The 25,105-nt window shown below is 60.2% G+C and carries 22 protein-coding genes; 6 read left to right on the top strand and 16 right to left on the bottom strand.

The window, feature by feature from the left end; translation table 11 throughout:
* Positions 1-111 precede the first annotated feature (111 nt).
* Complete coding sequence (locus ACFUCV_RS06270; protein WP_380813469.1) at positions 112-933, top strand: alpha/beta fold hydrolase; 822 nt, start codon at positions 112-114, stop codon at positions 931-933.
* Positions 934-1,204: 271 nt separating this feature from the next.
* Here ACFUCV_RS06270 and ACFUCV_RS06265 read toward each other — a convergent pair whose 3' ends face one another.
* The 4 genes from ACFUCV_RS06265 to ACFUCV_RS06250 all read right to left on the bottom strand — a co-directional run bounded on the left by ACFUCV_RS06265 (position 1,205) and on the right by ACFUCV_RS06250 (position 7,531).
* Positions 1,205-2,065, bottom strand: coding sequence for an LppX_LprAFG lipoprotein (locus tag ACFUCV_RS06265; RefSeq protein ID WP_380813467.1), 861 nt, complete (start codon positions 2,063-2,065; stop codon positions 1,205-1,207).
* Positions 2,066-2,456: 391 nt separating this feature from the next.
* The gene (locus ACFUCV_RS06260; RefSeq protein ID WP_380813464.1) at positions 2,457-3,710 is read right to left on the bottom strand and encodes an APC family permease; all 1,254 of its coding nucleotides are present in this window, start codon (positions 3,708-3,710) and stop codon (positions 2,457-2,459) included.
* A gap of 500 nt (positions 3,711-4,210) precedes the next feature.
* Positions 4,211-6,631, bottom strand: coding sequence for an Ig-like domain-containing protein (locus ACFUCV_RS06255; protein ID WP_380813461.1), 2,421 nt, complete (start codon positions 6,629-6,631; stop codon positions 4,211-4,213).
* A gap of 120 nt (positions 6,632-6,751) precedes the next feature.
* Positions 6,752-7,531, bottom strand: a complete 780-nt coding sequence (locus ACFUCV_RS06250; RefSeq protein ID WP_380813458.1) for a hypothetical protein — start codon at positions 7,529-7,531, stop codon at positions 6,752-6,754.
* A gap of 639 nt (positions 7,532-8,170) precedes the next feature.
* Between ACFUCV_RS06250 and ACFUCV_RS06245 the strand changes: the two genes are divergently transcribed.
* A complete protein-coding gene (locus ACFUCV_RS06245) occupies positions 8,171-8,944 on the top strand; it encodes a GIN domain-containing protein (protein WP_380813455.1) in 774 nt (257 codons plus the stop codon).
* Between the two features lie 25 nt (positions 8,945-8,969).
* Here ACFUCV_RS06245 and ACFUCV_RS06240 read toward each other — a convergent pair whose 3' ends face one another.
* Positions 8,970-9,515: a TetR/AcrR family transcriptional regulator gene (locus tag ACFUCV_RS06240; RefSeq protein WP_380813453.1), complete on the bottom strand. Its 546-nt coding sequence runs from the start codon at positions 9,513-9,515 to the stop codon at positions 8,970-8,972.
* An 82-nt stretch (positions 9,516-9,597) separates the two neighbouring features.
* Here ACFUCV_RS06240 and ACFUCV_RS06235 point away from each other — a divergent pair, with 82 nt between their 5' ends.
* The 4 genes from ACFUCV_RS06235 (at position 9,598) to ACFUCV_RS06220 (ending at position 13,222) form a co-directional block, all read left to right on the top strand.
* Entirely contained in the window at positions 9,598-10,314 is a 717-nt protein-coding gene (locus ACFUCV_RS06235; RefSeq protein ID WP_380813450.1) for an SDR family oxidoreductase, read from the top strand.
* 100 nt (positions 10,315-10,414) lie between these two features.
* Positions 10,415-11,518: a sensor histidine kinase gene (locus tag ACFUCV_RS06230; protein ID WP_380813447.1), complete on the top strand. Its 1,104-nt coding sequence runs from the start codon at positions 10,415-10,417 to the stop codon at positions 11,516-11,518.
* On the top strand, positions 11,515-12,198 hold the full coding sequence (locus ACFUCV_RS06225) for a response regulator (RefSeq protein WP_380813444.1): 684 nt from the start codon (positions 11,515-11,517) through the stop codon (positions 12,196-12,198). Before ACFUCV_RS06230 ends, ACFUCV_RS06225 begins: the two co-directional genes overlap by 4 nt.
* A 142-nt stretch (positions 12,199-12,340) precedes the next feature.
* A complete protein-coding gene (locus ACFUCV_RS06220; protein WP_380813442.1) occupies positions 12,341-13,222 on the top strand; it encodes a CPBP family intramembrane glutamic endopeptidase in 882 nt (293 codons plus the stop codon).
* A 193-nt stretch (positions 13,223-13,415) separates the two neighbouring features.
* Here the strand turns inward: ACFUCV_RS06220 and ACFUCV_RS06215 are convergent, their stop codons facing one another.
* From ACFUCV_RS06215 to ACFUCV_RS06165, 11 genes are all read right to left on the bottom strand, one after another.
* Positions 13,416-14,447 (bottom strand): aldo/keto reductase, encoded by a 1,032-nt coding sequence (locus ACFUCV_RS06215; protein WP_380813439.1) that lies wholly within the window; start codon positions 14,445-14,447, stop codon positions 13,416-13,418.
* A 21-nt stretch (positions 14,448-14,468) separates the two neighbouring features.
* Complete coding sequence (locus tag ACFUCV_RS06210; RefSeq protein WP_380813436.1) at positions 14,469-15,329, bottom strand: NAD-dependent epimerase/dehydratase family protein; 861 nt, start codon at positions 15,327-15,329, stop codon at positions 14,469-14,471.
* 361 nt (positions 15,330-15,690) lie between these two features.
* Positions 15,691-17,040 carry a glycoside-pentoside-hexuronide (GPH):cation symporter gene (locus tag ACFUCV_RS06205; RefSeq protein WP_380813433.1) on the bottom strand — a complete coding sequence of 450 codons (1,350 nt, stop codon included), beginning with the start codon at positions 17,038-17,040 and terminating at the stop codon, positions 15,691-15,693.
* Positions 17,041-17,876: 836 nt separating this feature from the next.
* A complete protein-coding gene (locus ACFUCV_RS06200) occupies positions 17,877-18,584 on the bottom strand; it encodes an aspartate/glutamate racemase family protein (RefSeq protein WP_380813430.1) in 708 nt (235 codons plus the stop codon).
* Positions 18,574-20,001 carry an MFS transporter gene (locus ACFUCV_RS06195; protein ID WP_380813427.1) on the bottom strand — a complete coding sequence of 476 codons (1,428 nt, stop codon included), beginning with the start codon at positions 19,999-20,001 and terminating at the stop codon, positions 18,574-18,576. The genes ACFUCV_RS06200 and ACFUCV_RS06195 overlap by 11 nt, the downstream gene beginning before the upstream one ends.
* Before the next feature lie 121 nt (positions 20,002-20,122).
* Positions 20,123-20,473, bottom strand: a complete 351-nt coding sequence (locus ACFUCV_RS06190) for a hypothetical protein (protein WP_380813424.1) — start codon at positions 20,471-20,473, stop codon at positions 20,123-20,125.
* A gap of 182 nt (positions 20,474-20,655) precedes the next feature.
* Positions 20,656-21,153: a hypothetical protein gene (locus tag ACFUCV_RS06185; RefSeq protein ID WP_380813421.1), complete on the bottom strand. Its 498-nt coding sequence runs from the start codon at positions 21,151-21,153 to the stop codon at positions 20,656-20,658.
* A gap of 521 nt (positions 21,154-21,674) precedes the next feature.
* The gene (locus ACFUCV_RS06180; RefSeq protein ID WP_380813418.1) at positions 21,675-22,061 is read right to left on the bottom strand and encodes an ACT domain-containing protein; all 387 of its coding nucleotides are present in this window, start codon (positions 22,059-22,061) and stop codon (positions 21,675-21,677) included.
* Between the two features lie 503 nt (positions 22,062-22,564).
* A complete protein-coding gene (gene phnE, locus ACFUCV_RS06175) occupies positions 22,565-23,383 on the bottom strand; it encodes a phosphonate ABC transporter, permease protein PhnE (RefSeq protein WP_380813415.1) in 819 nt (272 codons plus the stop codon).
* Positions 23,380-24,186, bottom strand: a complete 807-nt coding sequence (locus tag ACFUCV_RS06170; RefSeq protein WP_380813412.1) for a phosphonate ABC transporter ATP-binding protein — start codon at positions 24,184-24,186, stop codon at positions 23,380-23,382. Before ACFUCV_RS06170 ends, phnE begins: the two co-directional genes overlap by 4 nt.
* On the bottom strand, positions 24,186-25,100 hold the full coding sequence (locus ACFUCV_RS06165; RefSeq protein WP_380813410.1) for a phosphate/phosphite/phosphonate ABC transporter substrate-binding protein: 915 nt from the start codon (positions 25,098-25,100) through the stop codon (positions 24,186-24,188). Before ACFUCV_RS06165 ends, ACFUCV_RS06170 begins: the two co-directional genes overlap by 1 nt.
* Positions 25,101-25,105 lie beyond the last annotated feature (5 nt).

Below are 25,105 nucleotides of genomic sequence, written 5' to 3'. Positions count from 1 at the left end.
CTGGGCCCCTGATGCCGCCCATCCGGTCCGCCCCGCGCAACGTACCTTCACATGACGGCCGCCCGCGGTCGTGTGTGGTTCTTCGGACCCACTGCGGGTTATCTTTGTAAAATGGATGCCAGCCCGCGCCCCCTACAGCCCTTCACCCTTGATGTGGGCTCAGGTGTGCGGATCAACTATTTTGATTCCGGTGGCCAAGGGCCGGCTGTGGTGATGCTGCATGGACTTGCCGGCAGCGCGCGGGAGTTCTTCCAGACAGCGTCTGTCCTCCCCGAATTTAGAACAATCCTGATCGACCTGCGCGGGCATGGCCGCAGCACCCGCCGTCCCGGTGATGTATCCCGGAAGGCGTTCGTCGACGACGTCATTCGCGTCATTGAGAAAGCTGCCGGAGCCCCGGTGACGCTGGTGGGGCAATCCATGGGCGGGCATACGGCTATGCTCCTCGCCGCGGCCCGGCCGGATCTTGTGCATCAGCTGGTGCTGTTGGAAACCGGACCGGGCAGCGGCGACCCTGCCCAGAGGGAGGCTCTGGGCCAGTTCCTTCGTTCGTGGCCAGTGCCCTTTGCAAGTCATAAGGCCGCTCGGAGATTTCTCGGTGATGGCCCGCTCGAGAAGGCGTGGGTGGAGGATTTGGAAGAGCGCCGCGATGGATTATGGCCCAGCTTCGATCCTGATGTGATGGTTGGGGCAATCACGGAAGTGTCCGCACCCAGGTGGGCCGAGTGGGAATCTATCCGGGCACCAACATGGGTGGTGTACGGCGAAAATGGCATGTTCACTGCGGAGGAGAAGTCCGAATTTGTCCTGCGCGGCCACAACGTCCAACGCCGCGAGCTAAGCGGTGCCAGCCATGATGCGCATCTGGACGCATTTGAGGAATGGGTGTCAGTGCTGACCTCTGTGCTTCCAACCGCGCCGAATTCCCAGTAGCCCCCAAGCGTTCCGATCCGCACCGGATGCGCAGCCGCAGCCGCAATGCGGCAACCTTGCACAAGAATTCCCTCGCGCGATCAAATTCGAAGCTGGTTCAAGGAAAACTGCGCATTTGTGGGTGGGAGCGGCTTCAGGGCGCAGTAAGTACCGGAAGTGGATTTAAAGGTACGAGGGCCGGCGTGCCACCCTCGCCGGGGTGGACAGCCACGAAGGAAGCCCCAAAGAACAAGGTTCTTGGGGCTTCCTTGTCAGTTTGTGTCCGGGTTTTTTAGCTGGGACTGATTTCGCTGGCGGCAGGTGCGCTGATGTCCACGGCTGCGTCATAACCGCTGAACGTCATGGTGGTTGAAAAGGCTTGCCCTTGAACGTCCAATTTCTGGACCAGCTTCACCGGCCGCCCTGACTCATCGATCCACATTTCGGTGGGAATGGAATCAAGGCCCGCGGCTTCGAGTTGCGCCTTCTCCTGGCTTCCGGCGGGGAGCTTGCTCGGATCGACGACCACGTTGTAGTGATTGGTCTTTACACCATCCACTGTTTCGGGACCGACTAACGTCACCGATGATGTTGCCTGGATGAAGTTGGAGTACGTAGCCACCGGGGATGCTTCCAAAGTTGGTTGCAGGCTGGTCCACATCGCCGCTATGGTCGGGTTGCTGCTTGCTTCATTGACTTCAACCCAAGGCTGCTCAGCGGTGGTGACGCCCATGGCTGTGGGAAGCTTAATGTATACCTTGCCGTCCACAACAATGATGTCGATCTGCCCCATTTCGCCTACGCTCTGGCTAATCTTGGCGGCTTCAAGCTTGCCGCTTGACATCTTCTGCTGACCACTTCCGGAAATGACCTGCCCGGCTGCTGAAATCTCCGAGGTGAAGGAGAGCGAGGTGATCTCCTTTGTTGCATCCTGGACCGTTTGGGCCAAGCTGGCGGCGTCCTTGGGGGCCTCGACTGCTGGTGCTGTTGTAGTGGCAGCCCTGCTCTGCGTTGTGCCTGCGTTTTCAGCTGGGGCGGCGGAACAGCCACCCAACGCCAAGCCCGGCACGACCAGGAGGATAGCGGCCAAACGGAAGGTTCGGTGCTTTGACAGTGGGTTTTGAGGCTGGGCCATGATTTCTCTTTCGTCCAAGGGAAATTTTTTGAGGGCTGTGGCTGCAGTGCTGCTTGAGGACACCTTCCCAAGAAATCTCCTCAATAACTAAAGAGTGTATCCGGCCAGAATTTTTTACTGCCACCGGCCTGCGCGGGTTTCTTGATCCAAGTCCAAACTTTGTGCAACTTTTGCTTTTCGAGCGTGGTCAGAGCAGGAAATTCGCAACTTAGGGACCGTGGTCACACACTCGATCAGATCATTACCAAAGGCCGAAAAGTGGCAAAAAGTGCTCAACAATTGACGTTTGGTGGTCAGCAGGCAGCTCCAGGCCGCCGGGCCCGGTCATGGTCGGTTGATTGCCGGAAAGACTGCAGACAGCCTCCCCTCGTTCGCTGGACAGATGGCGCCCTGTCCCGGCGTGGAACCGTCACCGTGGCCGGCGCAGTCGAAGCAGCCGCAGCAGGATGCCAATAATGAACACTGCCATTCCGGTCAAGACTGACACCGGCGGCAGCGTCGCCATCAAAGCGATACACGCCAGCGCTCCGATGACTTGCAATGCCTTGGGGTATCGACGTTCATCAACAGCTTGGGTAAAAGCAGCAATATTGGCTATGAAGTAGTAGACCAGAACGCCGAAAGACGAAAAGCCGATGGCTCCGCGCAGATCGGCCACAAGAATCACCAGGCAGATCAAGACTCCAAGCACCACTTCGGCACGGTGCGGTACTTGATATTGAGGGTGCACGGCAGCAAGCCAATTCGGCAAATCATGGTGCCTGGCCATGGCCAAACTGGTACGGCCCAAACCAGCCACCAGCGCCAACAGCGCACCGAGTGCGGCCAAAGCGGCCCCAATACGCACGACCGGGGCGGCCCATGCCCACGGGCCGGAGCCAGCGACATTCGACAGAGGTGTTGCGGCCGCCGCGATTCCCTCAGCCCCCATGGTTGCCAACAGCGTCGCAGCGACTGCCGCGTAGATGATGATCGCAATCAACAAGGAAATTCCAATGGCACGTGGAATTGTCCGCTTGGGATCGCGCACTTCCTCGCCCATGGTCGCAATTCGCGCATATCCGGCGAATGCGAAAAACAGCAGTCCTGCGGATTGCATGATCCCGTACCAGCCGTGGGCCAGGAGGCCGCCACCAATGGTGTGCAGGGGCGCCGATCCACCACTTGCCCAGGCTGCCGCCACGCCCAGGGCCAAGGCTGCAAGCACAACGGCCACCAGAACCCGTGTCAGTCGTGCGGTACGTGTAACCCCGTGGTAATTTACGGCAGCCAAGGCGATGACAGCGGCAATTGCAAGTGGTCTTTCCCACCCGGCCGGGGCCGCGTAGGCAGCAAAGGTCATGGCCATTGCCGCGGCGCTGGCGGTCTTGCCGACGAGGAAGCCCCAGCCTGCCAGGTATCCTGCCCAGGGACCAAGACGTTCACGCCCGTAGATGTAGCTTCCGCCCGAGATCGGATAGGCTGCAGCCAGTTGGGCCGATGAAGTCGCATTGCAGAAGGCCACGAATGCTGCGATGACCAGACCCACCAGGAGACCAGACCCGGCTGCTGCGGCAGCAGGGGTGAAGGCTGCAAAAACTCCCGCACCGATCATCGACCCCAGACCGATCACTACAGCATCGGTGGTTCCCAAGCGGCGCGCCAATGTAGCTTGGCTACTCATTCCCAATATCCTTGCTGTGCGGGATGCACTTCGGCGGCCAGGTCGCGGCCGGAGAATCGGCGAAGCTGCCGCCACCGGCCTTATGGATGGTTCCGCAGGAGACTCAGTTACGCATGCTCGCCGGTTCCATCCCCTCCGGAGTGTAGCCAGCTGCGGGCTGATAGTGCTAAACCCGCAGTCATTAGGACTTCACCTATACCCGAACGACCCATTGGGTGGGATTTTTCTTGCTGCGCGCTGATGCCAAACGTGCAATCCTGTTGCCTTGCCGGGGGGGGTCTTCCCCGGGGCCTTGTTGGCTCCTTGACCTTGCGGGCTTGTGGCCACGAAAAAATATTCATCATCCCTGGTGCCTGTAGGGCGAAGCTCTCGCCAGGATGCTGGTGGTGTGGTCCGCAAGGGTGGGGTGCCGATGGCGGGGATCGAACATGTTTTGGGACTACTGGGTTCCAGCTAAAAAATACTGGGCTTGCTGTGGCTTGTAGCCACAAGTTTCATTGCTAAAAATCACGGTCCAAGGGGGGCGTCTCTGTCACTGGTGTCGTTGATGAGCTGGCGCCGGTGGTGTTTCTAACAGCTGCGAGGGGACTCCACACCATATTCGCCAATATGGTGCTCGTGAGCTGGCTGTTGGATCCGGAAATTGCATTTCCCACCGTGACTGTAACAATTGTTCGGGGAATGCCATTGATGGTGGCAGTGGAAGCAGTCATGGTGCCGTTGAGGTGAACGGTGGCGAAAAGCCTGGCGAAGTTGCCCTTGGTATTTACCGAACCCAAATTCACCGAGGTACCAGATCGTTGTACGTCGATCGTGTCGCCATTGCTTCCCAGCCCCAGCAGGTTCCCGTCCCGTAGGCGAAGGGTTACGGGGATGGGGGTCCCGGTCCAGCCAGGTGTCACGGTTGTGAGGTTGATCAATTGACTATAGCTAAAGTTCAGGGTGTCGCCAGCATCCAACCGTCCTGCGATACCTGGGCCGCTGGTGGTTTGAATGTCTGCACCCCGCAAGGGGCTGTTATCCACCCGTCGATTGGCAACGGTGGTGGAGATCGTCTCTTTGCCCGTGGCATCCAGCAAGATGGCGCGCACGTCGTACAGTCCATCGGTCATCGAGGTAGTGTTCCATGGGCACGTGAAGGGCGCGGCATTGTCGGTGCATCGTGTGCTCCAGGCCGTGGTCCCGGCTGGTGCCGTTTGGATACGGACATTGGTGATGCCGGCCGTGGAATTGGCAAAAGCGCGAAGGGTGACGGTACCGGTGAGATACGCGCCTGGATCTTCCACTGAGACTGTTGCCACAGTGTTATCAACCATGCGGTAGGACGTAGCGGAAGAAAGCGAAGTATTTCCTGCTTCGTCGGTGGCAACCGCACGGAAGCTGTAAGTGCCGTGCGCCAAGGCGGTGGTATCAAACCGACAAGAGTAGGGGTCTTCTTCCAGGCTGCACATGGTGACCCACGTGGAGGTGCCAGAGTGGAGGTACTGCAGCTGTACGTGCGCCACTCCAGAAGTCGCGTCTGAGGCGGTTGCCTCGAAGGTTGTGGTGCCGCGGATTGTAACTCCCGGATCTTTCAAGGAAACTGCTGGTGCAGTATTGTCCACCAGTACATCTGTAACGATGTTGGAGTATGTGGTGCTGGTCCCGGAGACGGCTACGGCACGAAGGTCATAGCCCCGGTCGGCAATCAATACCGTATTCCACACACAGGTGTAAGGCGCGGTGCTTTTCTGGCAGATCGGTTTCCAAGTATTGGCGTCCGCCGGGGAGTATTCCATACGTACCGTGTAGGGGATCGTCCCAGCGCTGCTGAGCGCAGTACTGAGATTGACAGCACCGTGGGCAGTTTCACCAGGATCGGCGAGCACCACTGTAAAAGAGTTAGCGACCGTTGTGCGTATCGGTTCGGTAGTGGTGCTAAGTCCGGCTTTGTCTGTCGCCGTGGCACGAAGGAGGTAGGCGCCATCTGGCAGAGCCTTGGTGTTCCAAGGGCAGGAGTAGGGTGCGGATTCAGATGTGCACAGGCTTACCCATGTTCCGGTGTCCACTGAGGCATACTGGATAACCACTTTCCGGATGCCACTAACGTCATCCGAGGCTGTTGCCGTCAGCAGCACCGTGTCCCTGACCGTAGTCCCGGGACTTATCATGGCGGCTGTAGGTGCCACCCAGTCGGGGGCCGCGCCAAAGGTGTTGGCCACGTTGGCTGTAGTGGCTGTAAATGCTGCGGAAGAGAAAGCACTGGCGCCCAATATTGTCATGGCCACTAAAGCTGCAACGATTCCAAAGGCTGCACTGAGTCTCTGCGCGGACGAGGGTTCAGCTTCACTGGGCCAGCCCGTAGCTGGCTGGGTTTGATCAGCCTCCTCGAGTTCGGCGGCTTCGTCGGCAGTGCCCAAATCTTCTTCTGCAACGAAGCCCTCCTCGGGGGCATCGTCACCCTCATCTTTAAAGGGGCGGCGGCTGCTACCACCTACCGCGGCTGCCACGGCCGCTAAAGTCAACAAAGACCACAGTGACAAATACTGGAAATTGCCGCTGCCTAACCACAGGCCTGGCAGGCCCACCCATGGGATGAGTAAGCGTGCCTGACCGCTAATTTGATCTCGAGTGATGGGGGTGCTGTCAACGTCGACGTTGGCATCGCCGGCTGTAACGAACGTGCCGTCCGGATTTTCTCCGACAATGCGGTGAAGGCGGGTCTTTTCGACCCCGCTGGGCTCGGCCTCCGCCGGGCTGCGGTACTCCACGACTCCGCCCATGGGAACCGGGTTGGCGGCATTCAGTGGGGCCGCCAAGACCACGTCACCGCGGGAGATGTGCGGTTCCATGGAGCCACTTTGCACTGCCGTGCCGTGCCAACCGAAGAGGACTGGCAACACGGCAAAAAGGGCAAGGCACAGCATGATGCCTAGGTACATCCGCGAGGCAAGGGCTGCGAGGAAACGCACCCAGCCATCGGCTGCAAAAAGCCCTGCGGCCCGGGAAGAACGAGGCGGAGAGCCGGTCCTGTCCCGGGTCACTGGCTATGAACTGCCGGGTTAGGGAATAACGGGAGAATCATTGGACTGCAGTTCCCATACGAGGTCGATGCTCACATGGGCTCCCTGCATGGCATTGATTTCATTTTGGCCCATCGTTCCGGTATCAAAACGCCAAGTCGCCCGGTAGCTTTGTGTTTCACCGGGTGTTCCCGCGGTGTCCCACTCTGCACCGCCACTGGCAAAGTCACGATTGACCGTGGCCAAAGTGGACAGGGGTAGTTCCGGTACCGTGTTGGCGGTCGGAGTGAAGCCGGTGCAGTCATCGAATGAACCGCCGGTGCCCTGCTCAAGATCAAGGAAAATCCTTGTCTCCAGGCCCTTGGAGTTGACCAGGTTCTGCGTGTAGGCCCTGACCACGCCGGGAACAGTGGAATTTGAGGTGACAACGATGCACTTCTGGCCGGTCTGCCCGGGAACGATGTTTTCCACCGTGAATGCCGCGGCACCCTTGTCGTCATCGGTGAGGGCGACGTTGCCGGTGTTCCACGAGTTTCCGGCGTTCCTGGTGGATGCCGTGAAAGCGGCTTGCGATCCTTGCCAGACCATGCCGCCGGCGATCAGAATCGCGATCGGAGCGGCAGCGAACATGCTGATTCTGCGTATACGTGAAGAGGGAGTGCGCATTTTTTGAGACCTTGCGTTTGAACCGGATAAGAGTTGTGTTTCCTGCCCGGTCTGCCCGTCCCACATTCTTAGAATGTCAACGCCCCCAAGCAATAACAATTTCAGCATAGAGGACTGGGACGGATTTAATCCAGGGTCTGTAGTAAAGGCCACAGTTCCTGCGTTACGGACCATTCGTAACTTTCAGTGGTGGCTGGCTTGATGTGGCGGCAGGGCGGCACTGGTTCTTCATATTGGGTATGGCTCATGAACCTTCTGACTTTGAGGAGGATGTCATTCACCGGATCACTCAACCTGATCGGAGGGGCCGATGCCATTCAGGTGCCCACCACACATCCGCCAAAAGGCCAACGGAAAGGGGCATGAGCTAATTCACCTGCCACCAGGCCCGGCTGCGGGCCGGCACAAAGGTCTCGAAGTCTTCGTACATCAATCACCAGGAACCCGCAGGCAGCTCCACGGAGGGATCCCCTGGGGCAGTCGCAACCAAAGGAATGGGGAACTGACGGACAGCTGCAGCTTTCCCGCCCAGGATTCCGGCAGCAAGCATCCCTCATGGGCAACTGCAGGGACGGATCGCCTGTTGCTGTCCAACAGCTGCCGGACAACGTGATTGTTCCTGCCCGCGCGACAGTTGAACAATGCCGGGTGTTTTGGGATTAACGCGGCTATGCATGGGCGTACAAGGCTTCGGTCTTGCAATCGTCACCGGGAGCGTTGTACCTCGGGGGTGTTTGCGGTGGATACCTTGGTAGCTATCCCCGCCGTGTGCCGCGTCTCTACGCTGAAATCATGCGAACTTCTCAAATGATTCTTTCCACTTCCGCTCTTGCCCTCGTCACCGTGGCCGCCCTTTCAGGCTGCTCGCCCTTGGGTTCCGGGCCCACTGTCACTCAGGACCGCGACATCACCGATGTCACTGCCGTGCAGCTGAACACGTCCGGGAGCCTCATAATTGCCCTCGGGGCGACACCGTCGCTGACCGTGTCTGCCGGGGATCGGATCATTGACCGCCTCACGGAGGACGTTGATGATGGGGTGCTGCGGCTGGCGATGGAGGGTAATCCAATGCCCCTCGACGGCGACATCCGCTACGAGCTGACAGTGTCCTCCCTTGAGTCCCTCACGGTTACCGGTTCCGGTGACGCAGTGGTCGACCTTTCGGGGGCAAGGGAGCCGACCATCACGGTCCGCGGTTCGGGCGGCGTCGACGCCTCCGGAATCGACGCGGCAATGGCGGCTCTCACCGTCGAGGGTTCCGGCGCCATCCAAGTCCGCGATGCCGCTCTCGAGAACCTGATGGTGCGTGTGGACGGTTCGGGCGAAGTCACGGTTGACGGCGCGGCGGACACGCAGCGCGTGGAGATCATGGGATCTGGCGGATATCAGGGCACCGAGCTGCGCAGCGCAAACGCCTTCGTCACCGTGCGCGGTTCAGGCGAGGCCACCGTTACGGCGGACGAGGCGCTTGATGCGGTCATTGACGGCAGTGGTGTGATCTCGCACGGCGGAGATGCCCGGGTCACGGAAGATGTAGCTGGTTCCGGGGCGGTCACCCAACGCTGACCAAGCCGGCACATCATCCCTGGCCTTATGGAAGTGCATTCAAAGTCATGGTGGCAATGGCCATCAGCTCAGCCAACGTTCCCCCATCACGTGCACGGGAAGACATCCCGGCGTGTGCCGCCATGACGTAACCCGCCACCTGCTCCGGGTCGGTGTGGGCGGGCACGTCCCCGTCCTGCACGGCCTGTTCGACCCGGCGGGCAAGACGATTTCGCAAAACCGTCCGTTCGGATGCGAGCCTCGGCTCGGTCGCCAGGAAGCAACCCGGGGGCGTGCCCCCGTCAGTGTGGGCTGCAGCTGTCAGGACAAGCATCTCGGTCACCGCTTCGCGCAGGGTTGGCAGTGCCAGGGCCTTTTCAAACTGAACGCTGATGGCATCGAAATAAACCGTGCTCGCGGCGGCGAAAAGCTGGTCCTTGTCACCGAACGCGGCGTAGAGGCTCGGCGGGGTGATCTCCATCGCCTCCGTCAGTTTTGCGATGGTCGTGGCCTCGTAGCCACTGCGCCAAAATTTTTCCATGGCGATGAGCAAAGCCGTTTCGCGGTCAAAGGATCTGGGTCTGCCTGCCATGGTGATTCACATTCTATAACGACTGCTAGGACCGCTGCTATCGTGGGGACAGTTATATAGTGAACACTACAGAAGGAGTCACATGCTGATTATCAACTCGGTCGCCCTCGTCACGGGGGCCAACCGCGGCATCGGCGCGGAGTTCGTGCGTCAATTGTTGGAACGCGGCGCCGCAAAGGTCTACGCGACCGCCCGCAACGTGGACACCATCGACGTCGACGGTGTGGAAATACTCGCCTTGGACATCACGGACGAATCCCAAGTGCGGGATGTGGCGGTTCGCGCAAGCGATCTCACCCTGCTCATCAACAATGCCGGCGTCTCCTCGGGGGTCGATCTACTGGGAGGGGACCTGAGCAGGATCCGCAGCGACCTCGAAACGAACCTCTTCGGCGCGCTTCACCTCACCCGCGCCTTCGCACCCGTTCTCAAATCCAATGGCGGCGGCGCCATCCTCAATGTCCTCTCCGCCGCAGCCTGGTTCTCCGCACCCGGCGCGAGCTCGTACGCGATGACCAAAGCTGCAGCGTGGAGCCTCACCGACGCCACACGCGTGCAACTCGCCTCCCAGGGAACCTGCGTCACCGGCCTCCTCATGGCCATGGTTGACACGGATATGACTGCGGGGATCGACATCCCCAAAAGTTCCCCGGCATCGATTGTGACCGCTGCCCTGGACGGCATCGAGGCCGGTGCCGTCGAGGTCATCGCTGACGACGTCACTCTGGGGCTCAAGGCCCAGATGCACCTCGACCCTGCCGCACGGTACGGCTCGATGATCCGGGTCAAAAGCAGTTAGCCGAATCGGCCGGCAGCAAGGTGCGGTCCTTTCAGGGCGCTCGACTTTCCTGACCCGACTGATGTCAAAGGGGTAAAATGCAGTGGTGAGAGTTGCCGGCATGTCCATGGTGCGCACCTGGTGGGACGTTTTCCTGGCCGGCGCGCTTGTCGTTTTGTCCTTCGTTCCGGGTGTGGCCCGCCAAGGCCTTGAGCTTGCCGGTCTTCCAGACCGGCCTCTGGACCTGCTCGGGGTCTCACTGATCGTGATTCAAGGCAGTGGTGTCGTGCTGCTCCGACGACGGCCTGCCTGGGCCCTGGCATTGACTGGCTCAGGATTCGCCGCCTACCAGCTGCTCGGCTTCCCGACCACCTTTGCCGCGCTGGCTCTGCTGTTCATCCTGGTCGGCGCGGGCGCGTTGATTGAACGGAACCGCGTGATGATTGCTGCGCTCGCGGTCGGCGGGTACATTGTGCTCGCCGCCGCGTTGCTCACATTCGACGTCGAGCTCACTGCTGTCGACACTTTGGTTTTCGGGGTGCTGCTCGCCACGTTGTGGCTGTGGGGTTCGTGGCTTCGGTCGCAGGCAGCTTCCCGTCGGGTTCGTGCCCAAACCGCAGAGCGGGACGCCATCGCCGCCGAACGTGCGCGCATTGCGCGTGAACTGCACGATGTGGTCACGCACCATGTGACGGCGATCATCGTTCAGGCTGAGGCTGGCCAGTATCAGCCGGCGCTGGATGCGAAGACACACGGCATCCTCGCCTCCATTGCCGAAGGAGGCAGATCGACCCTTGTTGACCTCCGCAGCCTTCTCGGGGCGCTGGAGGCGAGCGCGGCAGGTGGCCGTGCGCCGGCCTTGCAGAGCGCGGATGAGATTGTCGCCAGCGCCCGCGCGACGGGTCAAGACGTGCAGCTTGTCGAGCGTGGGAAACCGCGGGCCCTGCCCGGTGCGCCTGGGCTCGCGCTTGTCAGGGTTGTGCAGGAGGGCATCACCAATGCAAGGAAGTACGCCACTGACGGATCGGCTTGTGTCGACATCGAGTACGCTGAGCATGCGGTCCTGGTCGAAGTGGCCAGTTCCGGTCTGGAAAAGGGGTCGGCCTCGACGCCGGGAGGGCGGGGGATCGTGGGTATGCGTGCACGGGTGGAATCTTTGGGCGGCGATCTGCAGGCCGGTCCTGTAGGCGGGCGGTTCATGGTGCGGGCAAGGATCCCGGGATGAACGCGGAGCCGGTGGAGGCGCCGCTGCGCGTCGTCGTCTGTGATGACCAGGAGCTCGTCCGGACCGGTTTCGTCACGATTATCAATGCCCAACCGGATCTGATGGTCGTCGGTGAGGCAAGAAACGGCGAGGAGGCCGTGCGCATCACCGAACGTGAGCGTCCGGACGTCGTCGTGATGGATATCCGCATGCCTCTCCTGGACGGGATCGAGGCCACCCGGAAAATTGCGGGCCCTGGTGTCGAGGTGGCAGCGCGAGTACTCGTGGTCACCACCTTCACGCTGGACTCCCTTGTCTACGAGGCGCTGCGTGCCGGCGCCAGCGGCTTCCTGCTCAAGGATGCGCGGCCTGCGGAATTGACGGCGGCCATCCGGACCATCGCCGCTGGAGATTCCTTGATCGCCCCCGCTGTCACACGCGCGTTGATCGGCCGCTACGGGGGCCGGTTGCGGCCCTCCGATCAGGGGGCGGCTGTGCTTGCCGCGCTCACCGCACGCGAACGGGAGGTCTTGATGCTGCTCGCCGACGGACAGTCCAATGCAGAGATCGCAGCCGCGCTCTTCATCAGCCTCCAGACGGTTAAGACGTACGTCTCCCGCGTTCTGATGAAGCTCAATGTCAGAGACAGGGTTCAGGCTGTGGTGCTCGCACACCGGGCGGGGCTCGCATCCCCCCGTTGACTGCCGGCCATCAGCGGCCAGAGCATTATTTGTTCGCTGGTCGAATCCCCCATGCGAGGGACCCAAAGTGTCCCCGCTGGGTGGATTCGCATTCCTTCCAAGCTCCGTAGCGTGAACCTTACACCCACTACGAGGAGCACCAATGAAGAACCAGACACCGGGCCGTCAACCACTGCCCCCATTTCACGACACAGTGGCCAAGCCCCAAAGCAGCCCTCCCCGCAACCGGGTGATGGGAACAATCCTGGTCATTGGTTTCGCGGCGGCAATGCTGGCAGCAAATTTCCTCGCTTCCTCCCTTGAGAACGCAGTGGCCAGCCTCATCGTAGGTCCCGTCCTCGCGGTGTCCATGGTCTGGCTCTACATCTGGGTCGGGATCCGCTTCGAGAAGCGCACCGTAGCAGAGCTCCCTGTGCGGGCAGGCATGCGGCATCTGCTGTTGGGCAGTGCTGGCGGGGTGTCTCTCGCAGCGGTGACCATCGCTTTCCTCGCCCTCTTCGGCGGGTACCGGATCACCGGCTGGGGATCAGCCGCCGGGGCTCTTGCCGTGGTGGGAACGATGTCCGCTGTGGCGGTCGCTGAAGAAGTGTTCTTCCGAGGCATCGTCTTCCGCCTTCTCCTGGGCCGGTGGGGAGTGCTGGTGGCGCTCATCGTGTCGTCCGCGATCTTTGGCCTGCTCCACCTGATCAATCCGGGGTCCTCGCTCAATGGCGCGCTCGCCGTCGCCGTCGAGGCTGGGCTCATGCTGGGTGCCGCGTACCTGTTCACCGGATCTTTGTGGCTCGCGATCGGCCTTCATTTCGGTTGGAATGTCGCGATCGGGGGGATCTTCGGCACAGTGGTTTCCGGCTCCGACGCCAGTGATGCAGTCTTTGCCGCCACGACCGCGGGTCCGGATTGGCTTTCCGGGGGAAGCTTCGGTCCCGAGGCGGGCATAGTCTCCATCCTGGTGTGCTCCGCAGCAACCACGGCGTTCCTTATCGCAGCGCACCGCCGGGGCCGCATGCCACGGCAGAGAAGTTGACTGCCAGTCCCCCACCCCGTCCCCCCGCTGCCCCGACGTCGTCGTACCCCATGACATCCGGAGCCCTCCCGCAATGACCCATCGCGGCTTCAATGCTTTTCGCCGCGGTTTCGGTGGCATGGTGCCCGGCTGATTCAAGATGCCGGTGCCGCCAGCGTCGGCGGGGCCGGCACTCCCCCGCTCATTTCCGGGTCTACCGGCCACCCTGGATTTTTCGGCTTCGCTGAACTTGGGCCCTTGGACCGTATGGATAAATTCCCACCCGGGGACTGCTGACATCCGCCAGCTGCTGGGACTCCTGCGCGGAAAGTTCCAGATCCGCCGCGGCGAGGTTGTCTGCCAGCTGTTCGACGGTGCGTGCACCAAGTATCACCGACGTTACGGCGGGGCGGTCCGCCAGCCAGGCCAGCGCCACCTGGGAGGCGGAGACCCCATGGTCCGCAGCGATGCCTTCCACCGCACCGATAACCTCCCAGGTGCGGGGATCGTCGTTGCGTTCCTGCCAGGCTTCCATGCCGCGTTGGGGGTTCTCGCCCAGGCGGGTGGCACCAGCTGGAGCTTGATCCCGCTTGTACTTTCCGGAGAGCCAACCGCCACCCAGCGGCGACCAGGGCAACAGGCCGATCCCGGCGTCCAGGGAAGCCGGGACAATTTCCGACTCGATTTCCCGCACCAACAGGCTGTATTGGGGCTGCAGGGTAACCGGGGGATTCCAGCCGTGGGCCTTGGCCAAGTGGACGGCCTTGGTCAGCTGCCAACCGAGGAAATTGGAGAAACCGTAGTACGCGATCTTGCCCTGGTTGACCGCGTCCTGCAGGAAGCGCAGCGTCTCCTCCAGCGGAGTGATGGGGTCCCAGGCATGCATTTGGTACAGGTCGATCTGCTCCACCCCCAAACGGCGCAGGGAGTCATCCAGGGCTCGCGTCAGATGCCTGCGGGAGGTGCCGACGTCGTTCGGGGCAGCTCCCATGGGAAAGCGGCCCTTGGTGGCAACAACCATTTGATCCCGCGTGTCCGGCCGCTGGGCCAGCCAACGGCCAATGATCTCCTCTGACACGCCGGCGCTGTACACGTCGGCGGTATCAATAAAGTTGCCGCCGGCGGCGACGTAGCCGTCAAGAATCGCATGGGAGGTTTCCTCAGTGGCCTCCGCCCCAAACGTCATGGTGCCGAGCGCGTAGTTGGAAACCACTGCGCCGCTGTTGCCCAATGTGCCATATTTCATGATGTTCCCCAGTCCTTTTTGTTAGTCCGTCTGATTCCGCTGGTGGTTGCGCCAGCTGTGCTCCGGGGAGTACCCCAAGAGTCTTTGGGCCTTCTCGATTGAAAGCATGGTCTCGTGCTCGCCAAGTTCCTTGCGCACCTCCACCTGCGGGAAAACCTCCGCGGCAAGATCGGCACTGGAGCGGAGCATGACAGTGTCGGCATTGGCAATGATGAACGCCTCAAACCCCGGCCGGCCGTTTTCAAGTGCCCGCGCCACGGCCTGGGCGCCGTCCCGGCCATCAACGTACCCCCACAGATTCCATTTGCGCGTCCTGGCGTCGGCCTCAAAAGAGGGAAAGGAGGCGTAGTCCTGAACATCCATGACGTTGGAGAAGCGAAGCGCAATAATGCTCAGCTCCGGATCCCAGCGCACCAGCTCCCTGGCCATTTGCTCTTCCAGGTGTTTCACCAGTGAATAGGTGCTTTCCGGCCGGGCCGGATATTCCTCATCCATCGGTATATAGGGAGGGTCGACGTCGAACGGCAGGCCCAGCACAGTCTCACTGGAGGCGTACACGAGCCTTTTAATGCCCGCGCGCCGCGCCGCCTGGAACACGTTATAGGTGGAGAGCATGTTGTTTTCAAAGGTGGCTGCATCCGGGACTATGCCCGGCGCGGGAATGGCCCCCAAGTGGACAACGGCATCAAAGCCACTGTGCCTGTCATCGAGGCCCAGGAACACGTCCAGGACCTGGCCATAGTTGCGCAGATCAACGAAGACCTGCCCCGCATTCCTCTCCCCCACCCGGTCCAGGTTCAGTATCTGGTGCCCATCCTCCGCGAGCCTGCGCACCACATGGCGCCCCAGCTTTCCGCTTCCACCAGTGACGGCAATCCTCATCGGCGCTCCTTCGCTATGGGTCAATGGTTCCAGCCATACACCTTGATCAAGACGGGCCGCCATCAGCGTCACCGCGGAAGTTCCCCGGCCGGCGGCATTGAATCCACCATGGAAGGGTCCGGCTTCCGCACGGGGCCCGGAGGCGGAGCCTGAGCAAAAATGGATTTCACCAGGACGGAAAACCGGGCCACGACGTTGGCGCCGTCTTTGAAGAAAGAGTAGCCCAGGACCCGGGCATTTTGTGTTCCTTTACGTTCCAAGGCGCAATGGACCATAGCTGGTTGGCAAGCACCTGCCCTGTCCGCCAAGGGCTGGATCGCAAGGCACACCGCCGCCGGTGAGGACAGCTGGGCTGCCGCGGTCAGGACACGGGACGTTTCTCGAGGGTGGTGACCAGTTCCGCATGCGTTCGGTCGGTGAGTCGGTACCAGCCCATCACACTGACGGCCAGGAGGATGGCCAGCGCGGGTGCGAGGCCAGCTGCCACCCGAATGCCGAACATGGCTGCCTCGGATTGCTGGACCGCGGTTGACTCGTAGCCGCCCCAGGCCAGTGCGAAGGCGGCCAGGGCACCACCAAAGGCCATTCCGAGCTTTCGCGTTGAGGACAGCAGTGAATAATTGATGCCGTCCGAGCGCACCCCTGTTTTCCATTCTCCGTACTCGACCGTGTCGGCGATCAGTGCCCACACCATAATGCTCACACTGGCCGCACCCGCGAGGGCCAGGATGATCCCCAGCAGGGCGACCCAGACGACGCCGGCCGGTGCGGCGAAGACGAGGATTCCTCCGACGCCGCTGGTGAGGCCGCCGGCAATGTAAATGGTGCGCTTGCCGAAGCGGTGCACCAGGCGGGGTGCCGTGGTGGCCAGGACCAGGGTGATCACCACCTGGGCCAGAGCCACCACCGGAAACAAATCCAGCCGCTGCAGTACGTCCCGGAGGTAGAACAGCTTGGCGGTGTTGCTCACCACATTTGAGGCCATGAACAACAGCGAGCTGATGCACAGCACCAGCAGCGGGGTGTTTCCCTTCAGGGCCGCACCAGCCTGCTTGAGCGACAACTTTGGGGACGCCTGGCGGTATTGCTCCCGCGTGGAAAACGCACAGAACAGGTAGAGGCAGGTCCCGGCAACTGCAAACCCGATGGTCAGCGTGGTGAAAATGTTCTGCAGCTCGGCACCGGCTTTCAGCAGTGGTGCCACGAATATGCCCAGAATGGACGTGGTGGCCAGTCCTCCGATGGTACGGGCGCCCGCCAACCGGGCGCGGCTGCGGGGGTTGCGGGTCATGGCACCCACCAGGGCTCCGTAGGGAACGTTGACCATGCTGTAGGCCAGGCAAAAAGCGAAGTAGCTGACGTAAGCGTAGATCAGCCTCCCGGCCGGATCCAGCACGGGGACGTGGAACATCGCCACACTGAGCAGCAGCGGGACAGCACCAAAGAGGAGAAAGGGCCTGAACTTCCCCAGTTTCCGGTGGTGGTTTCGGTCCGCGACCCTGCCGGCGAATATGTCGGTGAAGCCGTTGAACAGTCCAGCCAGCAGCAACAAGGTCCCCGCAGCCGCCGCGGGAATGCCTACGACGTCGGTGTAATAGACCAGCAGGAACATGCCGATGGTGCTGAACGCCATGCTGTTGGCCATATCCCCGGCCCCGTACCCGGCGATGGCCACGGCTCTGGGTTCAATTCCTGGAGTGGGAGGGGCCATGGGAAGCCAGCGACCTTTCTGGAAAGGGCAGCCGGATCCGGATGCCCAGATGAATCCCGACACCCGGGAAAGCGTTTTCTTGGAAGGTATCAGCAGCCTTTCATTTGGTCAACGCAGCGCAGCTGGGATTTTTTGTCAATGCCCGCTTGGGATGGCGTTGATGTTGCTTGTTCTCAACCCGCCGGCATTCCTGTTGCCCAGTGAAACCACCCGGCACTTGGCTGCCAATGCCATCGAATTTCTGAGCGGGTTCTGTCCATGTGGATGGGGGCCGGCCCACTTCGCTGCGGCAATACTCCCTAATGGCACCAACTTCAACGCGCACCGCTTCGAGCGGATACTGGAAGTTGCCACGGAACTCAACCTGCGGCCAGGGACGATTCTCAGGGCACCAACCACCGCAGCCGCAGTCCAGTGGGGCCCACGATGGCGGCATAGAGGGTCCGCCTTGGTCATAACCACCTTGGACCGGCTCGGGCCTCCACCTGGAACACGCCCGTCTTTGCCCAGAAGCCAGGCAGCAACGGCGCCGTCCTGCCGGTCCTAAACCTTAATCGCGGTGATGTGGACACCTTGACATTCATGGGAACGATGCTGTCAGCCAACATGACCGCCCTGAATCAGCTGGAAAACAAATTCGGTAACGAACGCATCACCACAACCAAATCCATAAATCCATGGGCCTCATGGACACGGAGACCACACAGTCCAAGTCGCCGACAACCTCGGAATGACGCGCAACCGGCTACCAACGCATCCAGTCCCCGGGCTTAACCCTCCCGGGCTTGATGCCGACGTCGCTCTCAAAAAGACAACGGCATCAAGACCCGGAAACTTCAGTCCATACTTCGCGGCGTTACCAATGGATCAGTATGTAACTTCCTTAGAACGAGCCGACAAGCACTGGGTATTGGTTCGATGATGACCGCAACACCCTCAGCGGAAAGCCTGCGGGCTGTTTCGCTCAGTGGACCGCCGGCTATGATGACTGCCTGAGCGCCGCTGGCCACCGATTCCAACACAGCTTGCCGCAGCTGACGGAATTGCTCCTGAGGGTCAGCAGCCAGTGCGAGCGGTTCGGATGCTGTCAGCTTTACGCCACAAAACTGCGCGGCTTGACCGTGCTTAGCCACCAACCGCGTTAAGGATGGCACCAGCAGCGGCGTACTGGTAGCCATTCCAAATGGTCTGCCCTGCTCAGAAGCAGCCAAAATCGCTGCTTCGCCTATTCCAACCACGGGCATTTGAACCTCGTCACTTAGTTCCTGCCACCCGGGGTCACCGATGGCCGCAATCACGATCGCGGCAACATTGGATCCTTCAGGACCAGCCAAATAGGAGTGGACGACATCTTGTACATATTCCGCGGAAGCAGTGAGGTTTTCTGGGTCGATGAGCATCTTCGGACCCTGAAGGGCTGTGATGCCAACGACCTCCAGGCCGCTGTCGCCCAGTTCGGCAGCCGCCAGTTCACGCATCATGGCCGTGGTTGAAGTGTTCGTATTGGGATTGACGATCAATATGACACGGGCATTAGTGGACATAGACGGCCTCATCATCCTCTTCCAGTGGTTTGCCAAACGTTTCCGGCGGGAACTGTACGACGATTCCGAGAATCACAAATAGACCGGCGAGGACGGCGAACATTCCAAACGTTCCATGAGAGTCGAAGACGACACCAGAGATCAGGGGAAAGAGCCCCCCTGCCAGTGAACCTGCCGCCAGAATGATCGACGTTCCGAATCCGCGGACCCGCGTCGGGTACAACTCTGGAGCAAAAAGCCAGATGGTGGTGTTCAAAACAATAACGGAGAAATTAAAGAGGACTCCGAAGATGAGAATCATGGCGATGCTTGTTCCCAGGAAAGCGATGCAAAGTCCCGCAGTACAGCCAAGGATCGCTGCTGCTGTCAACACTTTCTTGCGTGGCAGACGGCTTGCCAGGTATGCCGCGGTGGCTGCGCCAATCAGCGAACCTGATTGCATGATGAGCGTAAACCAAAGGCTGGTATTTATCGCGTAACCGCGGGAAACCAAAATTGTTGGCATGAGTGTCAACATGGAAATCTGCGCTGCATAAGACATTGTCACGGCAGTGCCTAAAAGCAAAGTACGTCGTAAGAGCGTTCCTCGCAGCGCCAGCTTCCACACGCCCTTGTTGTCACCTTGTTCAAATGCGGCGGCACCTGGTACGGCAGTGACGTAAATATCCGGGTCAATGATGGGCCCTGAAAGCTGGCCCCTGGCGAGGCGAGTCATGACGATGTTCGCCTGATCGAACTTACCTGTTGCAGCTAGAAAGCGCGGAGTCTCCGGGACGTATCGACGGAACCACATCACCATTAGCGCAGGAATAAAGAGTAGAGCGAAAACCCACCGCCACTTGTCAGGGCCATCGAAGAGGGTGAAAACGAGAATGCCAAACGCCGGTGCCAACATATTTCCAAGGCCAGCTGCGGTGACGTTAATAAGACCGACTGCAGTACCGCGGTGTTTTGCCGAGAAAAACTCAGCCATCATAATGACTGCGACGGCAATCTCGCCACCGAGTCCGAATCCCACAATAAAACGGCCAGCAGCCAACAGGCCATAGTTTGGCGCGAGAGCACAAAACAGCGAACCCGCAGCAAAGATGATCAGGTTGATCATCAACATGTTTCGTCGTCCATAGCGATCCATGATCAGGCCGGTGGCCAACCGTCCCAAAGCGGTCGCGGTGAATGTCATGGTGTTTAGAAAGCCAATGTCCGTTCCGGTCAGGCCCCATGATTCCCGTAGGACCGGGCCGGTGATTCCCACCGCATTTTGTTCCAAAGCGTCAAAAAACACTCCGAGAAGGATCATGATGACTACTTGGCGATGAGCCTTGGTGACTCCGATGCGCTGGTAAGACGATTCGATCTGCATAGCAAGGGAATCGGCATTTTTGGTTATTGGAGGAGGAATGGGTAGATCAGACATGAAGACCTCTTTGTCTCATAAAGGAAGTGATGCAGACGTGTTTATTCCGCGATGTGAAATAAAATTATCACTTTAAGGAGTGTGAGCTACATTACACTTATTTATGTGAAAACAACTGGGTTCAAGCAAAGTTCCCAACTGTTACGCAAGTTCCCGATTGAGCTTCTTTCTTTTCTTTTGGACTGGCGCAGCGCTGGGATACCGTTTTTCCCGCGCCAAATAATGGACAGTGGAACGTGGCGCCTGTTGCTGCTTTTAATGCCGACGCGGATCCGCGCCACTTCGGCCAAAGCCGTGACTCGTGCTGGATGAGCTCTTTGGGGATCTTGTCTGTGGTGGAATTAAATTGATACGAAGACTTCGGCATCCACACGCACAAATGCAGCCGGGATACAGCTCCCTGCAGGGTGCTCCCTGATTTGAAAACGACAGTGTGGCCGGAGAGACGGCCGGTGCCCGCAATGATATCCACGGACCCGCAATCCTCGGAATACCCATTCCCCGTTTCATCAGTTGGCTTTGGTAAACGCCAGCTGGTCTTGACAGGGACGCCCGGTGATTTTGTTGCTCTGCCCCATATTTGCAATTGCAACTGCCAAAAGCCTTGGGTCTTACCACGATGACTGGATGCCAGCCGTCAAAGCGGCCCACTTGTCAACCAGCACCGACACGGAAATTCCCTGCACCAATGCGGGAGTCACTGCTTTGTCGATAATTTCCCGCCCTGGAGTGCCAGTTCGGGTGAACTACGGACAGTGGAAGCAACAGCGCAGGCCATAGGGTTTTGGTTTCAATGAGCCATGAATTGTGTGAAGAGTCGATGCGCGTGATGGTTTCCCAGATGGTGTTGGCGTTGGAAGAGCCTGGCAGGGCAATCAACGCCGCTTCGCCGATGAGCTGCATGATGGCGATACTGCCGCAACGCACGCCATAATGAAGCCCCCGTGACGTACTGCTTTTGGACGGCGACCAACCCAATCCGGCAAGCAAAACTCCAGCGGCTCCATGAACAAGAATCAGGAATACAAAAAGCGTCTTTGATCCGGCGAATTCAGTGTTTACCTCAGCGGCAGCGGCATCCGGCGGAAGAGGTGGACCGCCGATCAAAAGCCCGGCGCCCAGCACAGCAGGTATCCGGTTGCGACTGTCCAACGTGTGTTGGGTTTTCAGATTTGCCCAATGTCAATCAACAGCTGAAGGCAACACCCTTGAATGAACGGACAATGAAGCCACCTGTTCGTACCTTCGGCTCTGTCGGCGCGCTCGGGCTCTTTCAGGCGTGCTCGCAGGTACCCCACTCATTATGGTGACCATCACGAGCAAAAACCGTATTCCAATGGTGGATCAGACGGCATCAAACCACGGACGGTTTGTCGTTCTAAAAATTTGCCACCAGAACTACCCGTAAGCCGGTCCTGCACCGATTCAAGCCCCACTTCAACCTACTCAACCAAAAGTTTCATGTGTCCCAAGCCGCCAAATCCCCCCATCTGTAAGGCTGGTATCAGGGACTTCAACTCCAGGGGCTTTTGATGCCTTATAACCCATAGGTTTTGAAGCACTTAGCTGGTGCGACAGTTTGAGATCGTTTCTGCTCCATCCCACCGGGCCTGGCCAAGGGATGGGAGTTTGTTGTTCAGAACTGCAGAAAGCTCCGCGTCTGCAACAAGAAACTAGCCGAACGAGCGGAGGGCTGCCAACGCATCGTGCGCTCTATCTGCCGGCACGAAAAGATGGTCGTGGGTGTATCCGGCGACGACATTGCAGCTGATTCCAGCTTCCTTCAAGGCGTTGCTGATCGCAGCGGTCAACCCAACAGCCTCCAACGCGGAATGAACTTCCAGGGTGATCCATGCCGCCACGTACTCATAGGACAGCCCCGCCGCGTCGGCGTCGCTTTTCTCGACAATCAGGGTCAGTCCTTCCTTTTCCCGGACGGTGACCACGGGGCGGACACCGGATGGGATGTCGGATTCCACGATGGAGAACACGTAAGATCCGTCGTTGAGCACCGGTGACATATTGTGCAGAAGTGCCTGGAGATTCTTTTCGCCAGCCATGGTTTTCCCGTCCCGCTGCAAGCAGCGTGCTGAATGGATATGCCCAAGGCGGCGCAGCCCCCCCCAAGATAAATGCTTCCGTGCCGGCATGCCTTTCCAGAATACAAGGACATGCAAGCGTGGCCGTGTCCATTAGTCCATGTTGCCCTTGTGGATTATCCACAATGGGATCTTCAATAGTCCCCGCTTCGCAGGGACTATCGGCATGCTCGATGACCTGTTGCTGGATCACCCATCAATCGAATGTCGGGCCCGCCGCTGGGCACCGGTGGAACAACAGCCCCGTTCCTGGGCAAAATCTTGCCAACAGGCAGCCAGCTCTTGCCGCTCCCCGGCAACAGTTAGTGTGTCTGAGCCCCTGCTCAAAGGTGCCATCTTCTCAGAAGCGCAAAGACCCCGTTTTCAAGAACCCATTGTCATTAGGGGAAGTCGCCGGCACCGCACTTCCACGGGCCTGGCGTGTGGGTGGTCCCGCAGTAGGAGTTTCGGGATGCGGGCGTCTCCTAAACTTCGAGCCTGCGCCTGATGAACGAGGAGAGTTGGTCGACCAGGACGATCAGGACCAGCACCACCAGGATTTGGGTGAGCATTGCATCGAACTGGAAGGACTTGATGGATTGGTTGATTAGCAGACCGATGCCGCCGGCTCCGACCAGGCCCAGGACCAGGGAGGAGCGGACGTTCACGTCAAAGCGGTAGAGCAGCAACCCGACGAATTGGCCCAGGACCATGGGAAGGGCGGCATGGGTGACTTGTTGGAGACGGGAGGCTCCGGCCGTCGACAGTGCCTGTAGGGGGCCTGCATCGCTTTCCTCCATGGACTCGGCCCAGAGCTTGCCCATGACACCGGTGTTGTGGCAGATCAGGGCCAGCACCCCGGCGAAGGGGCCCAACCCGACGGCGGTGACGAAAATGAGCGCGAACACGATGTCGGGCACTGCGCGGAAGAAAGAGAGGGCCGCGCGTGCCATCTGCTGAATGACCGGATGCGGTGTGGTGGTTCGTGCGGCGAACATGGCCAGCAGCAGGGAGGTGGGGATCGAGAGCGTGGTGCCCAGCAAGCCGATCCACAGCGTCACGGTGGTGGCCTTCAGCGCCGGGGCCAGCACGGATTCCCAGTCGAGGTCCGGCGGGAACGCGTCGGCAAGGAAGGACGCCATGCCCTCCGCTCCGGAGACCAGCGCGGCGGGCTCGAATTCGGTGCCGCGAAACGCGAAAATGTGCAGGACGATGAAAACCACGAGGGCGGTGAGGGCCGAAGTGATTCGCCATCCGGCGTTGGGGATCTTGGGTACCGGCAGTGATGCGGTTGGCGTGCTCATGCCGCTGCTCGATTCGGGGTGTAGAGGCGGGACTGCATGGAGGCGTCGAGACCGGCGATCTGCCCGCAGTATTCGATGCGGCCATTGATGAGGCCTATGACGTTATCTGCGTGGCGCAGGGCCAGGTCTGGCTGGTGGAGCACCGCTGCCACGGCTAGGTTTTCTTCGTGGGCCAGTTCTGCCAACAGTGCCATAACTTCTTCGGCGGCTCGCGGGTCAAGGGCGGAGACCGGCTCGTCAGCGAGTAAAACGGAAGCGCGTTGACACAGGGCCCGGGCCACGGCCACGCGCTGGGCTTGTCCGCCGGAGAGGCGTCCTGCCTTCTGGTGGGCATGGTCAGCCATGCCCACGCGGGCCAGGGCGGCCATGGCTTCTTCTTTCAGTTCGCGCGGAAAGAACATCGGGCTCAGGGAAGCTGGTCCTCCCAGCCGGCCCAGCGCGCCGGCACAGACGTTTTCCAGCGCGGTGCGGCGCGGGACAAGGTGGATTTTCTGGAAGACCATGGCCACTGAAGAGCGTGCCTTGGCCAAGTCGGTGCCACGCAGGGTTGTCAATTCAGTGCCGCCGAGCGTGATGGATCCGGCTTCAGGGGTTTCCAGCCCTATAATGCATTTGAGCGTGGTGGACTTGCCTGACCCGTTGGCCCCAAGGAATGCGACCACGGAGCCGCGGGTAAGGGTAAAATCGACCCCGTCCAGGACGGTGCGGCCGCCAAAGGACTTGGTGAGGTTTTGTACCTGCAGGATTGGTTCGCTGGACATACCGGCCTGGGAAGCCAGCGGGAAGAAATGCTGCGTGGCCACTAGATGTCCTTTTCGGTCAGGCCCATGGTCTGGGCCAGGTCAAAGAGTGGGGTGTAGGTCTCCTTGGTGACCTTGACCAGAGGTCCGGCGGGGCTGACGTCAAGGAACTTGCCGACCGCCTCGATGTCCGCCGGGGCCAGGTTCAGCAGCGCCTCCTTGACGGCGGTCTTGAAGGCTGGGTCGGCGTCGGCTGAGACTGTGATTGGATCGTTGGGAATGGCTTCGCTCTCCCATATCTGTCTGAAGCCCGTGGGATCGAAGTTGCCCGATTCCTGCGCGCTGGCCACAGTCTGGGAATTGATTTGGGCCGCGTCGACCGTGCCCTTGGTGAGTGCCAACAGAGCTTCGGGGTGCCCGCCGGCGTAGTTCATGTTCACTTCGTCCTCGGCGAGGCCTGCCCTTTTCAGGCCAAAGCGTGGCAGGACGTCCCCGCTGGTGGAACCAACTGAGCCGAGGGCCAGGTCCTTTCCGCGTAGCTCCTGGATGCTTTTGATTGGTGAATCCTTTGATACCCAAATGCCGGCTGTGTATGAGGAGAGCTTGCCGTCCGCGGTCCCGAAGGACACCAGCGGTTCGGCATTGGCTTTGGTGGAGGCAAAGACGTAACCCATGGGGCCAAACTGGCCAATGTCGAGCTTGCCGTTGCGCATCGAGAGGACCTCGGCGGCGTAGTCCTCGACGACCTGGACTTCCACCGTGCAGTTCAGTCTCTGACCCAGGGCGGCGGCCAGCACCTGGTAGGCGGGTTCGAGCTTGGACGGGTCCTCGAAGGGTTCGATGCCGAATTTCAGTTCCCCGGTCGGGCAGAAGGAGTTCGCGCCTGCGTTGACCGGAGCCTCGGCGGAGGAACACCCGGCCATGGTGAGGGCGGCGACGGTGGCCAGGGATATGGCAAAGGTGCGGGGAATTTTCATGGTGG

Source organism: Specibacter sp. NPDC057265 (assembly GCF_042668835.1).
Taxonomy (GTDB): Bacteria; Actinomycetota; Actinomycetes; order Actinomycetales; family Micrococcaceae; genus Specibacter.
Note: the sequence above shows the minus strand (reverse complement) of the source record. Positions and strands in the feature narration are given on the sequence as shown.

What these genes read in the sequence shown, in the direction of transcription:
- ACFUCV_RS06230 (WP_380813447.1), top strand. Translation starts at nt 10,415, where the DNA reads ATGTCCATGGTGCGCACCTGGTGGGACGTTTTCCTGGCCGGCGCGCTT.
- ACFUCV_RS06200 (WP_380813430.1), bottom strand. Translation starts at nt 18,584, where the DNA reads ATGTCCACTAATGCCCGTGTCATATTGATCGTCAATCCCAATACGAAC.
- ACFUCV_RS06240 (WP_380813453.1), bottom strand. Translation starts at nt 9,515, where the DNA reads ATGGCAGGCAGACCCAGATCCTTTGACCGCGAAACGGCTTTGCTCATC.
- ACFUCV_RS06270 (WP_380813469.1), top strand. Translation starts at nt 112, where the DNA reads ATGGATGCCAGCCCGCGCCCCCTACAGCCCTTCACCCTTGATGTGGGC.
- ACFUCV_RS06255 (WP_380813461.1), bottom strand. Translation starts at nt 6,631, where the DNA reads ATGTACCTAGGCATCATGCTGTGCCTTGCCCTTTTTGCCGTGTTGCCA.
- ACFUCV_RS06195 (WP_380813427.1), bottom strand. Translation starts at nt 20,001, where the DNA reads ATGTCTGATCTACCCATTCCTCCTCCAATAACCAAAAATGCCGATTCC.
- ACFUCV_RS06165 (WP_380813410.1), bottom strand. Translation starts at nt 25,100, where the DNA reads ATGAAAATTCCCCGCACCTTTGCCATATCCCTGGCCACCGTCGCCGCC.
- ACFUCV_RS06215 (WP_380813439.1), bottom strand. Translation starts at nt 14,447, where the DNA reads ATGAAATATGGCACATTGGGCAACAGCGGCGCAGTGGTTTCCAACTAC.
- ACFUCV_RS06220 (WP_380813442.1), top strand. Translation starts at nt 12,341, where the DNA reads ATGAAGAACCAGACACCGGGCCGTCAACCACTGCCCCCATTTCACGAC.
- ACFUCV_RS06245 (WP_380813455.1), top strand. Translation starts at nt 8,171, where the DNA reads ATGCGAACTTCTCAAATGATTCTTTCCACTTCCGCTCTTGCCCTCGTC.
- ACFUCV_RS06205 (WP_380813433.1), bottom strand. Translation starts at nt 17,040, where the DNA reads ATGGCCCCTCCCACTCCAGGAATTGAACCCAGAGCCGTGGCCATCGCC.
- ACFUCV_RS06180 (WP_380813418.1), bottom strand. Translation starts at nt 22,061, where the DNA reads ATGGCTGGCGAAAAGAATCTCCAGGCACTTCTGCACAATATGTCACCG.
- ACFUCV_RS06210 (WP_380813436.1), bottom strand. Translation starts at nt 15,329, where the DNA reads ATGAGGATTGCCGTCACTGGTGGAAGCGGAAAGCTGGGGCGCCATGTG.
- ACFUCV_RS06235 (WP_380813450.1), top strand. Translation starts at nt 9,598, where the DNA reads ATGCTGATTATCAACTCGGTCGCCCTCGTCACGGGGGCCAACCGCGGC.
- phnE (WP_380813415.1), bottom strand. Translation starts at nt 23,383, where the DNA reads ATGAGCACGCCAACCGCATCACTGCCGGTACCCAAGATCCCCAACGCC.
- ACFUCV_RS06260 (WP_380813464.1), bottom strand. Translation starts at nt 3,710, where the DNA reads ATGAGTAGCCAAGCTACATTGGCGCGCCGCTTGGGAACCACCGATGCT.
- ACFUCV_RS06225 (WP_380813444.1), top strand. Translation starts at nt 11,515, where the DNA reads ATGAACGCGGAGCCGGTGGAGGCGCCGCTGCGCGTCGTCGTCTGTGAT.